12 protein-coding genes are annotated in these 12,563 nt (G+C 61.8%); all 12 read left to right on the forward strand.

What is annotated here, in order from left to right; translation table 11 throughout:
- Nucleotides 1-408 precede the first annotated feature (408 nt).
- Nucleotides 409-903, forward strand: a complete 495-nt coding sequence (locus HUK84_RS04945) for a MarR family winged helix-turn-helix transcriptional regulator (protein WP_176639272.1) — start codon at nucleotides 409-411, stop codon at nucleotides 901-903.
- 59 nt (nucleotides 904-962) lie between these two features.
- Nucleotides 963-2,144, forward strand: a complete 1,182-nt coding sequence (locus tag HUK84_RS04950) for an alpha-hydroxy acid oxidase (protein WP_246285398.1) — start codon at nucleotides 963-965, stop codon at nucleotides 2,142-2,144.
- A 370-nt stretch (nucleotides 2,145-2,514) separates the two neighbouring features.
- Nucleotides 2,515-4,869: a TonB-dependent receptor gene (locus HUK84_RS04955; RefSeq protein WP_246285399.1), complete on the forward strand. Its 2,355-nt coding sequence runs from the start codon at nucleotides 2,515-2,517 to the stop codon at nucleotides 4,867-4,869.
- 228 nt (nucleotides 4,870-5,097) lie between these two features.
- A complete protein-coding gene (locus tag HUK84_RS04960) occupies nucleotides 5,098-6,195 on the forward strand; it encodes an acyl-CoA dehydrogenase family protein (protein WP_246285400.1) in 1,098 nt (365 codons plus the stop codon).
- Between the two features lie 47 nt (nucleotides 6,196-6,242).
- A complete protein-coding gene (locus HUK84_RS04965) occupies nucleotides 6,243-7,508 on the forward strand; it encodes an aromatic ring-hydroxylating oxygenase subunit alpha (RefSeq protein ID WP_176639274.1) in 1,266 nt (421 codons plus the stop codon).
- Nucleotides 7,505-7,978, forward strand: a complete 474-nt coding sequence (locus HUK84_RS04970) for an aromatic-ring-hydroxylating dioxygenase subunit beta (protein WP_176639275.1) — start codon at nucleotides 7,505-7,507, stop codon at nucleotides 7,976-7,978. The genes HUK84_RS04965 and HUK84_RS04970 overlap by 4 nt, the downstream gene beginning before the upstream one ends.
- On the forward strand, nucleotides 7,975-8,709 hold the full coding sequence (locus tag HUK84_RS04975; protein WP_176639276.1) for an SDR family NAD(P)-dependent oxidoreductase: 735 nt from the start codon (nucleotides 7,975-7,977) through the stop codon (nucleotides 8,707-8,709). Before HUK84_RS04970 ends, HUK84_RS04975 begins: the two co-directional genes overlap by 4 nt.
- 41 nt (nucleotides 8,710-8,750) lie before the next feature.
- Entirely contained in the window at nucleotides 8,751-9,662 is a 912-nt protein-coding gene (locus HUK84_RS04980) for a PDR/VanB family oxidoreductase (RefSeq protein WP_176639283.1), read from the forward strand.
- A complete protein-coding gene (locus HUK84_RS04985) occupies nucleotides 9,659-10,642 on the forward strand; it encodes a ketopantoate reductase family protein (RefSeq protein ID WP_176639277.1) in 984 nt (327 codons plus the stop codon). The genes HUK84_RS04980 and HUK84_RS04985 overlap by 4 nt, the downstream gene beginning before the upstream one ends.
- On the forward strand, nucleotides 10,639-11,421 hold the full coding sequence (locus tag HUK84_RS04990) for a class II aldolase/adducin family protein (RefSeq protein ID WP_317135237.1): 783 nt from the start codon (nucleotides 10,639-10,641) through the stop codon (nucleotides 11,419-11,421). The genes HUK84_RS04985 and HUK84_RS04990 overlap by 4 nt, the downstream gene beginning before the upstream one ends.
- A complete protein-coding gene (locus HUK84_RS04995) occupies nucleotides 11,418-11,903 on the forward strand; it encodes a flavin reductase family protein (RefSeq protein WP_176639279.1) in 486 nt (161 codons plus the stop codon). The genes HUK84_RS04990 and HUK84_RS04995 overlap by 4 nt, the downstream gene beginning before the upstream one ends.
- A 22-nt stretch (nucleotides 11,904-11,925) precedes the next feature.
- The coding region (locus tag HUK84_RS05000; protein ID WP_176639280.1) for an amidase family protein at nucleotides 11,926-12,563 on the forward strand (638 nt) is incomplete at its 3' end.

Below are 12,563 nucleotides of genomic sequence, written 5' to 3' on the forward strand. Positions count from 1 at the left end.
GGCCCGCTGCCGCGCGGTGCGCGACTTCCTGGTCGCCGCCGGCCTTCTGCCGCCGGACGCGGACTGGACCCGCGCCTGCGATTTCTCTTTCAACCCGGCGATGGACGCGCGCCTGCCGGCGATCTGACCTGGCAAGGGCGCCATGGGCTTCACCCGCTTTAATCGCGCGGTTGACCGCCGCCCAAACGCCGCCGCCTCTGCCATCCTCACCACCGCAGCCCCCAACCCGACAGCCTGCTGAAGCTTTCCGCCAAGGTGAAGGGACGTTCTTTTCAGCGCCAGGCTGATCGGCTAGAGCAGATCCCATTCAAACGGAATCGTTTGAACGGGTGAAGATGCTCGATAAAATAAGGACATAGAGCATTTCCGCTGAACCGGTGTGCAGTGGAAATGCTCTAGGGACGGATCATGGTGAACAAAAATCAGAAAACGAGCGTGAAACGGGGCAAGGCGTGGCTTCAGGCAAACCCGACCGACCCGTCTTTTTCTCCCGAGACGTCACCGTTCTTCCATCTTTCGCGTCTGGTGGGGCTGTACCACCTGCGAATGGACGCGCATCTGAAGCCGATCGGCATGGATGTGCCGCGTTGGCGAGTCATCAATATCCTCCATGAACACGAATGCGCGACGATCAGCAAGATCGCCGACCTCGCTGTGATTCGCGTTTCGACCATGACGAAGCTCGTCTATCGCATGGAGCGCGAAGGGTTGGTGGTCACGTCGATCGCTCCGCATGACGGACGCGTCACCGAAGTCCGTCTCACCGAGAAGGGGCGCAACTCGCTCGATCAGGTACGCGCGAAGGCCGGATTGATCTTCGAGCGGGCGTTTCACGACATCGATGATGCGGACCTTCAAGCCTTGATGACGCTTACCCGGCGGATCTACGACAACATATATTAAAAATATGTAATATGTAATAATCAGTGGAAATGTCCAACATTCCGATCTAGCATCAAGTGATGCCGCTGTCGGTGCCGATGGCCGACGCGTTGGAGGGGGGCATGATTGTTTCCATAGAGGCGCTCCGTCTGGCTGCGCGGCGCATATTGCCGCGATGGCTGTTCGATTACGTCGATGGCGGGGCTTATTCCGAAACGACGATGCGCCGGAACCTCGGTGCACTCGCCGAGCGATATTTCGTGCCGCGGGTCTTGCGTGGCGTCTCGCGTCCCAATGCGCGCACGACGCTTTTCGGACATCAGCAGGACGTCCCGGTGATGCTGGCGCCGGTCGGCATGGCGGGCATGCTCTCGCCCCAGGGAGAAATCAAGGCGGCACGCGCGGCGGCGCGACAAGGCGTCACGGCGTGTCTTTCCCACTTTTCGATCGTGTCCGTGGAAGATGTGGCCCGGGTCGTGGATCCCGTTTCCCTGGCGTTTCAGCTCTATATCTTTCGCGACCGCGACCTGACGCGTGACATGGTTTCGCGCGCGTGGGCGCGCGGTATCCGCACGCTCGTCGTGACGGTGGATACTCCGGTCACGCCCATGCGCGCGCGTGATGCCCGCAACGGGTTTCGCAACCTCTCCCGCCTCTCGGCACGCCATGTCGGCCATATGGCGCTGCGCCCGGCCTGGAGTTGGGCGGCTGCCCGCCGAGGCGGCCGAACGATGGGCAATCTCGATCGGTATAAAATGGGCACCAATCTGTTCGCGCAGGCCGCCACCATCGCGCGTGAACTTGACCCCGATATCGGTTGGCACGATCTGGCGTGGCTGCGCGATGTCTGGAAGGGGAAGCTTGTCGTGAAGGGCGTCATGCTTCCCGAGGACACCGTTGAATGTGTGCGGATCGGAGCAGAGGGAATCGTCATTTCCAATCATGGCGGCCGTCAGCTCGATGGCGCCGTTGCCGGGTTTGACGTGCTGGAGGAAAATGTCAGAGCCGCTGGCGGCCGCGCGCAAGTGGTGGTCGATGGCGGCTTTCGCTACGGCAGTGATGTGGTCAAGGCGCTCGCCCTGGGTGCGTCCGGCGTCATGCTTGGCCGCCCATACGCGTACGGTTTGGCTGCCGACGGGGAGCAGGGCGTGGTCGATGTCTTGGAGTATTTCCGGCAAGGCATTCACTCGACCATGACATTGCTTGGCGTGGGTGATCTTTCCGTTGTCAAGGACATTCGGATGACATCTTTCGATAAATAAATATGAATCGAAACCAATGCGTTCTGTAAAAATGCTGATTCACGTATCAATTTTCTATTGATACTAAAGTTATTTCTATTCTACATTTTTATGTTTCCATGATTTCCTACCAATTAACAGCGATCAGGGTGCGGCGTCGCGGGCATCAAAATGAATCGAAATAACAACAAAAAAGTAGACATATCAGTGGAATCTTCTAATAATATTTTAGTCGCCGATTCGAAATGAAATGCGCCCCGTCTGCACGCCGTGCGGTCGGGAGTGCCAGGAGCATATCGAGGCGGCTGGCGGGCCGTTACGGTCCACATCCAGATTCCGCGCCTCGGCTCAATATTGCTTCTGGGCGGTATTATAACGAAGGAATAACGACATGCGTCGTATTGCATCGGGATTTTCGGTAGGGTGTACTGATGGTCGCGCACGGCGCGTGTTGCGTACCATCATGTTGTGCGGGGGCACATCGCTCTTCGCTTTATCTGCCTTTATCCCGCAGGCCAGCGGGCAGACGATCCCGCCATCCGGCAAGCCCGCGGCAAAGAAAAGTCGGGTGGCCTCAAAGCAGCCCCAGGCGCCGCGCCTGGAGGAAGTGACCGTCACCGCGCGCAAAAGAGCAGAGCGGATCGAGCGCACACCGATCTCCATGACGTCGATCAGCGGAACCGAGCTTGCTGCGCGGGGCATCTCATCGATCGATAAAATCCAGAATCTTTCGCCCAATATCACATTCGGCAATGTTGCGTCGAATTCCGGCGTCGCCAACGCCGCGGCTGTCTTCATTCGCGGGATCGGGCAGACGGATTTTTCGTTTGGCGTGGATCCCGGCGTCGGTATGTATGTCGATGGCGTCTATGTGGGCAGCCCGGTTGGAGCGGTGCTCAATATGGTCGATATTTCGAATGTATCGATCCTGCGTGGTCCGCAAGGCACCTTGTTCGGACGCAACACGATCGGCGGTGCCGTATCCGTTTCGTCATTGACGCCGAACAGCACGCTGTCCGCGAAGGCCGACGTCAAATACGGGACGGGAAATCGCATCAATTCGCGGGTCTTCTTCAATGTACCGCTCTCCAGAACAGTGTTCGCGAACTTCTCGGTCGGGAGCTTCATGCAGGACGGCTACGTCCATGCGCCGTATCAGAAGAACCAGCGGGAACTGGGCAACCAGGATACGCCCGTATTCAAGGGGGCGTTGCGGTGGCACCCGATCGATAAGCTGAACGTCACACTTCGCGGGAACTGGGTCCGCGACCGCAGCAATGGCGCACCTTTCGTGACGACGGGGGTCAATCCCAGCAGCACGAGCAGCATGATCGCGCTCGCCAACCATATCGCGGGCGGCACGCTGACCAATTGTACCGCGCCTGGCTGTTTCAATTCCCGTTATTACAGCAAAAACACCAACTACGGAACGGGGCCGGATTATTCAAACCTGACCAGTTGGTCGACATCGGCCACGATCGACTATGACCTGTCGCAATATCTCGATCTCAAGTCCATTACCGCCTACAGCAAGAGCCTTGGAAAATTTGCTCAAGACCGTGACGCGTCTCCGCTTCCGGTGAATTATGTCGCCGATTTGTATCAGGAAAAGCAATTTTCCGAGGAGGTCCAGGCAACCGGGCGCGCGCTGAACAATCGCCTGCATTACGCCACCGGAATCTATTATTTCGATCAATCCGGATACGATATCGAGCCCAATCAATTTTATGTCCTGAGCCTCGTGAGTGGCGGCCAGTTCACGGACAAGAACTACGCCGGCTATGCCCAGGCGACCTATTCGATCACCAAAAAATTCAACATCACGGCGGGTGTGCGCTATACCGAGGACAATAAGAGCTTTCTGCCGAATCAGTATTATGTGAGCACGATCGGTGCGCCGATCCTGAGCATCCCGCCAGGCACGCGGATCGTGCCCTATGAACGATTCCACAACAATAACGCGCGCTGGACGCCGATGGTGAATCTGTCGTACCAGATCACGCCCGAGTTGATGGCGTATACGACCTTTTCACAGGGCTTCAAGGGCGGTGGTTTCACGCAACGCCTCACGAATATCGCGCCGTCGCCGCCATCATTTCGGCCCGAAACTGTCAATTCCTTCGAGGGTGGCCTCAAATTCTATGGCCTGAACCATCGTCTTCGTCTCAGCGCCGCCGGATTTTTCACGTTCTATGATGACGTGCAGTTGCTCGTGGCGGACGCAACCCATATCGGTCCCTATTACACGAACGCGGGCAAGGCCCAGATTTCGGGCTTCGAACTGGAAGGACAATACGCGCTGGGTGATGGCTGGACGGCACTTGGCTCGCTCGGGATGACAGACGCGCATTACACCCAGTTGAACAACACCGTTCAGGGCCTGACGCTGAACTCGATGTTCACCCTCGTGTCGAAATGGACGGCCAATCTCGGGATGGCCAAGCGCATCGATCTTGGCCGCTATGGCACAATGACGCCGAGAGCCGACGTGTCGTACAGGTCGCGCTATAATGCGGACCTTAATGCAATTCAGTATAATACTTTAATTCAGCCGAAGTACATATTGGTCAATCTAAGCACACGCTGGGCGAGCAGGAACGAACGTTATTATTTCCAGGTCGGATTGGATAATGCGACCAACGAAAAATTCATGGCGTGGGGCAGTTACTCGGCAAGCTTCGGCAATTACCTGAAATCATTTGACCGCGGTCGTCAGTGGTATTTCCAGGGCGGTGTTTCTTTCTGAGAGCGACGTGACGCGGCCATGGCGCCGCCGTCACGAAGGTCGAGCAGATTTTGGTGGAAATATCCACTAAATGCGACTAGCATGCCCGTGTTGCTGGGGGCTCTCGGGCCGAACAGATCGTCAACGCGCGACGCATCCGGGATGGCGTTCTGGAGTGGAAATCTTGTGGTCATGCTAAGAAAAATCACCGCGAACGAAGACAAAATCGCATGCGGCCCCGACTTCGACATGTTTCTGCGCGACGTGCGTGCGCGGGCGCTGGAATTCCGGCGGGCGCGCCATATTCCCATTGATGTCATCGACGAATTCAAACGGTTCGGGGTGTATCGCGCCCTTGTGGCGAGTCGTTTCGGCGGCATGGAAGCGTCTGCGGCGGCGTTTCTTGAACTGATCGAGACCATCGGCCACGCGGATGCTTCGGCCGGCTGGGTGGCAAGCTTCGGCGTCTCCGCGACCTATCTTGCGGCGTTGCCGATCCCGACACTCGAGGAAATCTATCGCGAAGGCCCGAATGTGGTGTTCGCGGGGGCGATCTTCCCCCCGCAGAAGGCGGAGCAGGACAATGGCGACGTGCTGGTAAGCGGGCGTTGGCCATTCGCCAGCGGGTGCATGGGGGCGTCCCTGATCGGTGTCGGCATAGCGCTTTCGGAAGAAAGTGGAGGATTGCCGCGCACGGCGGTGATGCCGGCCGCCTCGGTGCGGATCGAGGAAACCTGGGATACGATCGGTCTCGGCGGGACCGGGAGTCACGATGTGGTGGTCGAGAACGTTCGCGTTCCGGCGTCATGGACGTTCATCCGGGGCGGCATGCCGACAATCGACAGGCCCATCTATCGCTATCCGTCACTTGGCTTGGCCGCACAGGTTCTGACGGCCGTGGGGCTGGGCTGCGCGCGCCGTGCGCTGGACGAAGCGACCGCCATGGCGGGCGGAAGGCGCTCGATCACGGGCGCGCCGGTGATGGCGGATCGCCCGCATGTCCAGGCCGAACTGGCAGAGGCCGAGGCGATGCTGTCCAGTGCCCGAAGCTTTTTCTATGCGGTGACGCATGAGGCATGGGACCTTCTTCTGGACGGGGGACAGGTGCCCGAATCACTGGCCAATCGCATTCGCCTCGCCGCCACGCACGCGGCACAGGTTTCCGCGCAGGTCGCGCGCCACTGCTTCGCGCTGGGCGGGATCGCCGCCGTGCAGAGCGACCACATCCTTGGGCGCTGCATGCAGGATTGCGCCGTCGTGGCGCAACACGCCTTCATGGCAAAGGGCAATTACGAGGCCGCCGGTCGCATCATGCTCGGACGCGACGCGCGGCCCGGCTATCCCTAAGCGTAAAGCAGCGGATTATTGCGTCTCAAATCAGGGTGGAACAGCCTATGAATGATCTTCCAGATCCGAAAATGCTGCTCGGGGCCGATCGCGCCGACGGCTCGATCTACAGCGATCCGATGTTATACGACATGGAAATGGACCGCATTTTCATGCATAACTGGATATGGGTCGCGCATAGAAGCGAACTTCCCGAACCGGGCGATTTCATCACGACCTTCGTGGGACCGCACCCCGTCATCGTCTCGCGCGACCGCAAGGGGGCCGTGCATGTGATGCTCAATCGCTGCCGCCACCGCGCGGCCACGGTCTGCGAACTCAAGAAGGGCAGGACGGCCAGCTTCGTCTGCCCCTATCACGGATGGGCCTACGGGCTGGATGGCGCGTTGCGCGGCGTTCCGCAGCAGGAGGGCTATACCGGGCAGCTCGACAAATCCGAATTTCCGCTCGTCTCATTAAGGGTCGAGGAATATAATGGTCTGATCTTCGCGACCTTCGATGCGGCCATCATGCCGCTCGACGCCTGGCTCGGCAAGGCCAAGCCGTGGATCGACCTGTTCATGAAGCAGGGCGCGGGATGGCCGGTCAAGACGATGGGGGAACATAAATTCACGTTCCCCGGCAACTGGAAGATCCAGCTCGAAAACACGACCGACGCCTATCATTTCCCGATCGTGCACAAATCCTTCCTCGACTCCGTCGATCAGGAAACGCAGGATATCCTGACCTTCGGCGGCGGAAAGGGCTTTGTGGAGGATCTCGGGCACGGCCACTCGGTCATGGTCATGATCCCCGATCTGGTCGATCTCGAAGACAATCTCGAAGCCCCCATCCCGGAACGATTCGCCGCACTCGCGGCGCAACTCGGGCAGGAATACCCGCCCGAGCAGGTGCGCCGCATCGTGCGCGCGGTCGGCGGTTCGGGATTCAATCTCAACCTGTTTCCGAATCTCGCCTGTTCCATGGCCTTCTTCCGCGTATTACGGCCGCTGGGCGTCTCGCAGACAGAAATCCGCCATATCGCCATCGGCATGGATGGCGGCCCGGACATCGCGAACCAGGTGCGCCTGCGCCTGCATGAGCATTTCCAGGGGCCGATGGGTTTCGGCACCCCGGATGACGCGGAAGCCTGGGACCGCGTGCAGCGCGGCGCGCTGGCCGGGCGCGACATCGCCGTGCTTCTTAATCGCGGGATCGGACATGAGTCACGGCGCGAGGATGGAAATCTCTTCAGCGACGTCAGCGCGGAGACGGGCATGCGCGCGGCCTATCGGCAATGGCTCGTGGCGATGACCGGGGAGGCCGGGGTATGAGCATCACGCTCGATGAGGCGATCGCGCTCGTCACGCTGGAAGCGGACCTGCTCGATCACGGTCAGTTCATGGAATGGCTCGGGCTCTACACGGCAGACGGGCGTTATGTCGTGCCGATCGATCCGGATGTGGACGATTTCGAGAGCGTTCTGAACTACGCCTATGACGACGCGGAGATGCGCAGGAAGCGCGTCGAACGCCTGCTGGGCGGGCGCTCGATCTCCGCGGCTCCGCCGGCGCGCACAGTCAGGCTGCAATCGCGCTATCGCATGCTGGAAAGCGATGACACGCACTGCACATTCCGCTGTGCGCAGCATCTGACCGAACTGCGGCAGGGGCGCGAGCGCGATTATGCCGCCAATGTGACGTATCGGCTGGTGCGGATGCCGGACGGGCTGAAGATCGACCTCAAGGTGATCCGCCTGCTCGGTTCGACGGAAGCACTCACTGCCGTGAGCTACATCCTGTGACGCGGGCGGCACTGGTCACCGGGGCGGCGAGGGGGCTGGGCGCCTCTATCGCCGAACGTCTCGTCGAGGCGGGATATCGCGTCGCGATCGGCGACGTGGACCTCGACGCGGCGCGGGCCCGGGCCGAACAGCTTGGCCACGGCGCGATCGCGGTGAAGCTCGATGTGGCATCGGAATCCTCCGTCGAGGCAGCGTTCGATGCGGTCGAGCAGGCGGTGGGGCTGCCTTGGCTGTTGGTGAACAATGCCGCGATCATGAAGGCGCAGAAGGTTCTCGATATCGACATCCAGACCTTCGATGCCGTCATCTCCGTCAATCTGCGCGGGACGTTCCTGGCATGCCAGCGCTTCGCGCGCCGCCTGCGCGCGCAGGACAAGGGCGGCCGGATCGTCAATATCGGGTCGCTGGCCGGAGAAAATGGCGGCATGGCGACGGGCGCGCATTATGCCGCCTCCAAGGGAGGCGTGCACACGCTGACGAAAGTCTTCGCGCGTGACCTCGCGCCGTTCGGCGTAACCGTGAACACCATCGCGCCGGGACCGCTGGACCTGCCGTCGATCGCGGAGACGATCGGCGCGGAAAATGTGCCTCGCGTGGTCGCGAACATTCCGACCGGCGCCCTGGGTGACCCGCGTACTGTGGCGCGCATGGTCGTGGAGTTGGCGCGCCCCGACGCGGCGTCCATCACAGGGGCCACCATCGACATCAATAGCGGGCTCTTCATGCGATGAACACCACCGGAATCACGGGTCCGATCGAGGTCCAGGTCGGCATGGTCGAGACATTCGGCCAGGTGCTGTGCTTCGACCTTCTGCCACTCGGGGGTGCGCTGCCACGCTGGCAGGCCGGCGCCCATATCGACCTGTTCCTCGGTGACGGTTTGGTTCGTCAATATTCGTTGTGTGGCGATCCCGCCGATGTCAGCCGCTATCGGCTCGCCGTGCTGCTCGAGGCCGAATCGCGCGGCGGCTCCCGCGCGGTGCATCGCCTCGTGACCCCCGGCACGCGCCTCAGGATCGCGCCACCGCGCAATCTTTTTCCCCTTTCCGCCGGCGCGCGCCATTCCGTTCTGATCGGGGGTGGGATCGGCATCACGCCGCTGATCGCCATGGCGTACGAACTCCATGATCGCGGAGAGGCGTTCACGCTGCACTACGTCGCACGGGATACGGTTTTTGCGCCGGTGCTGGCCCAATCTCCCTTCGCGGATGCTGTGCGGATCCACGACCGCGGTGATGCCGCCACGCCACGGTTCGCGCCCGGCTCCGCGCTGGCTTCGGGCTACGATCCCAACGAGACGCACGTCTATGTGTGTGGGCCGATCGGCCTGATGGACGCGGTGGCCGATGCTGCCAGTCAGGCGGGCGTCCCCCAGGCGAACGTGCATCGCGAGGCGTTTTCCGCTCTCCCCGTCGCGGGCGGTGGAAGTTTCGAGGTTCTGGCGGCGAAATCCGGCGTGCGCGTTCGAGTCGGCGCGGAGGAGGCGATCACCACAGCGCTGGCCCGCGGCGGGGTTCGGATAACGGTCAGTTGCGAGCAGGGGATCTGCGGCACCTGCGTCGTGAACCTCCTTGAAGGCGACGCCGATCATCGCGACGAGTACCTGACCGAGGACGAGCGCACCGACCAGATCGCGCTGTGCTGCTCCCGCGCGCATTCCCCGCTTCTGGTGATCGACGCGTGACGGCCGGCGCGCCCAGGATCTGCGTCGCGGGTGTCGGGGCGCTTGGCGGGTTGCTGGCCGCCATGCTGGCCCGCACGCAGCCGCATCTTTCGGTCGTCGCGCGCGGGGAAACATTGCGGCGCATTCGCACCGACGGCCTGGTGCTGCATGACGGCACGCAGACGCATGTCGTGCGCCCCCCGGCCGACATCCGCGCCCCCGACGCGGTGCAGGACATCATCATCCTGGCGGCAAAGGCGCATCAACTTCCCGCGTTGGCGGAGACGGTTGCGCACGCGGTGGATTCCCGCACGATCATCGTCCCCGTCGTGAACGGCGTGCCGTGGTGGCTGACGGCCGGGGACGGCAACCCGCTTGGCGTCGCGCGCAGCGTCGTGGATCCGCACGACGTGCTGGCGCGGACGTTCCCGGTCCCGGGAGTAGTCGGGTGCGTGGCCTATGCTTTCGCGTCCTCCGATGCGCCAGGCGTCGTGCGCTCGCTCAGGCCGCCCCTTTTACTGCTGGGTGATCCTTCATGTGAACCCGCCTATCCGCCGCGTGTCCGGATCGTCGAGGAAATTTTCCGCGCGGCCGGGATTGGAATCCGCCTCTGCCCCGAGATCGCGCGCGAGGTCTGGAGCAAACTCGCGGCCAATCTCGCCACCAATCCCCTATCGGTCGTCTGCGAGGCCGACCTGACAACCCTGGCGGCAAGCGAGACGATGCGGGCGCTCATGGGCGACGTGCTGCGCGAGACCATTGCCGTGGGAGAGGCGTACGGCATCGCCCCGCTCAAGACCGTCGAAGAGCTTCTGGGGGTCATTATCGGCGCGGGCGGCCATACGACGTCGATGCTCCAGGATTATCGCGGAGGGCGTAGCTTGGAATTGCCTGCGATCGGCCATGCGGTCATGGCCCTGGCCGCGGCGCGGGGCGTTCCCACGCCGAACGCCGCCGCAATGGTCAGGATCGCGGATTTCAAATCCACCCAGCGCACATAGGACAACAACAGGAGAAACACATGTCTGTGGACGTCAGCGCAGAAGAAGCACGGCTTCGGATCCGCCTCGCCGAATGTTATCACCTCATCAATTACCATGGCTGGACGGAGATGATCTTCAATCATATCTCCGTTCGCCTGCCGGGCGAGCCGACGCGCTATCTGGTGAACGCATTCGGCTTGAATTATGACGAGATCACACCGGACAATCTTCTGACCGTCGACGCGGCTGGTCATTTGATCGGCGAAGCGCCTCATAAACCCAATCCCGCGGGTTTCGCCCTGCACGGCGCCATTCACGCGGCGCGCGACGACATTCATTGCGTCATTCACACGCATACGAACGCCGTCTGCGCGGTCGCCATGAAGCGTGACGGCTTCAGCCACGACAATTTCTATGGTGCCCAGTTGTTCGGGCGCGTCGGATATCATGCGTTCGAAGGCATCACGCTGTATGACGAGGAGCGCCCGCGCATGCTGGCGAGCCTGGGCGACAAGCATGTCCTGGTGTTGCGCAACCACGGTATCGCGGTGGGCGAAAGTGACATCGCGCGAACGTTCTTCCTGCTCTGGATCGTCCAGCGCGCGGCAGAGATACAATGCCATGCGGGCATGGTGCCGGGGGCCGACGTTGCGATTTCCGACGATATCAAACGCGCATGCTCGCGTGACGCGGCGACCCTGATCGCCAAGTCCTCCGCCGCGGACAAGATGTTTGACGCGGCGGTCCGGAAGATGCGCAAGGAGCGCGGGCCCTTGTGGGCCGGTGATCGGGCATGATTTCCGTCACCTCCGATGATTTCCGTCGTGCGATGGCCCATTTCGCGACCGGGGTCGCGGTGGTGACCACGACCGGCGCGGGGGGCGAGCAGGGGGCGACGATCAGTGCCTTGAGTTCCGTCTCGCTTGATCCCCTGACGCTTTTGATCTGCCTGAACCGGCGCAGTGCGACCTGTCGGTCGATCGAGAAGAGCCGGCGCTTCGGCATCAGTATCCTGGCCAGCCATCAGGAGGCGATCGCGCGGCGCTATGCGATGCCTGCCCAGGACAAAATCGTTGGCGAGGACGAAGTGCGCCATCCGGACGGGACGTTATTTATCCAAGAAGCACTGGTTCATATCGGTACGGAAGTGATCGAAACCCTGCGCGGGGGCACCCACGAGATCTTCCTGGCGCGGCCGGTGCATGTGACGATGAATCCCGACCCGGATGTGGGGCCGCTGCTCTATTTTCGCGGCGCCTTCGACTTGACGTCATCGTGACAACCCCCGAGGAGGTTTTGTGATGGACGATAAACCGTTGGATCTGGCCGCCAGGGCCGTGGCGCGCATCGAGCGTCATGAAGCCCGGGTGCGCGCCTTCACCTCTTACGATCCGGCCCGGATACGCCTGCAGGCCGAAGAGGCGCCGGACGGACCGCTCCGCGGGTTGAGCGTGGGCGTCAAGGACATCATCGAGACGCGGGACTATCCGACCACGCATGGCTCGCCGATCTATGCGGCCAATCATCCAAGCAGCGACGCGGCCTGCGTCGCCCTGTTGCGGCAGGCGGGCGCGCTGTGCGTGGGCAAGACCGTGACGACCGAGTTTGCCTTTTTTCGTCCGGGAGCAACCGTCAATCCGTATGACGTCGCGCGCACGCCCGGAGGATCGTCCAGCGGTTCGGCGGCGGCGGTCGCGGCGGGGATGATCGATCTGGGCCTGGCCTCGCAAACGGCAGCGTCCCTGACCCGGCCGGCTTCGTATTGCGGGATCGTCGGCTTCAAGCCCTCGTACGGTCGCTATGCGCTGGCGGGCGTAAAGAGCCTCGCGCCGTCTTTCGATACATTGGGGACGCTGGCAGCCGATGTCGAAACCGTGGCCCGGGCCGATGCCGTCCTGAAGGGGCCGGTCCCCGCCGCGGCAACGCTTGCCGCCCGCCC

Source organism: Nguyenibacter vanlangensis, from assembly GCF_013376155.1.
Taxonomy (GTDB): domain Bacteria; phylum Pseudomonadota; class Alphaproteobacteria; order Acetobacterales; family Acetobacteraceae; genus Gluconacetobacter; species Gluconacetobacter vanlangensis.

Coding starts and splice junctions, on each gene's coding strand:
- HUK84_RS04965 (WP_176639274.1), top strand. CDS start 6,243: ATGAATGATCTTCCAGATCCGAAAATGCTGCTCGGGGCCGATCGCGCC.
- HUK84_RS04960 (WP_246285400.1), top strand. CDS start 5,098: ATGTTTCTGCGCGACGTGCGTGCGCGGGCGCTGGAATTCCGGCGGGCG.
- HUK84_RS04970 (WP_176639275.1), top strand. CDS start 7,505: ATGAGCATCACGCTCGATGAGGCGATCGCGCTCGTCACGCTGGAAGCG.
- HUK84_RS04955 (WP_246285399.1), top strand. CDS start 2,515: ATGCGTCGTATTGCATCGGGATTTTCGGTAGGGTGTACTGATGGTCGC.
- HUK84_RS04950 (WP_246285398.1), top strand. CDS start 963: ATGCCGCTGTCGGTGCCGATGGCCGACGCGTTGGAGGGGGGCATGATT.
- HUK84_RS04980 (WP_176639283.1), top strand. CDS start 8,751: ATGGTCGAGACATTCGGCCAGGTGCTGTGCTTCGACCTTCTGCCACTC.
- HUK84_RS04945 (WP_176639272.1), top strand. CDS start 409: ATGGTGAACAAAAATCAGAAAACGAGCGTGAAACGGGGCAAGGCGTGG.
- HUK84_RS04995 (WP_176639279.1), top strand. CDS start 11,418: ATGATTTCCGTCACCTCCGATGATTTCCGTCGTGCGATGGCCCATTTC.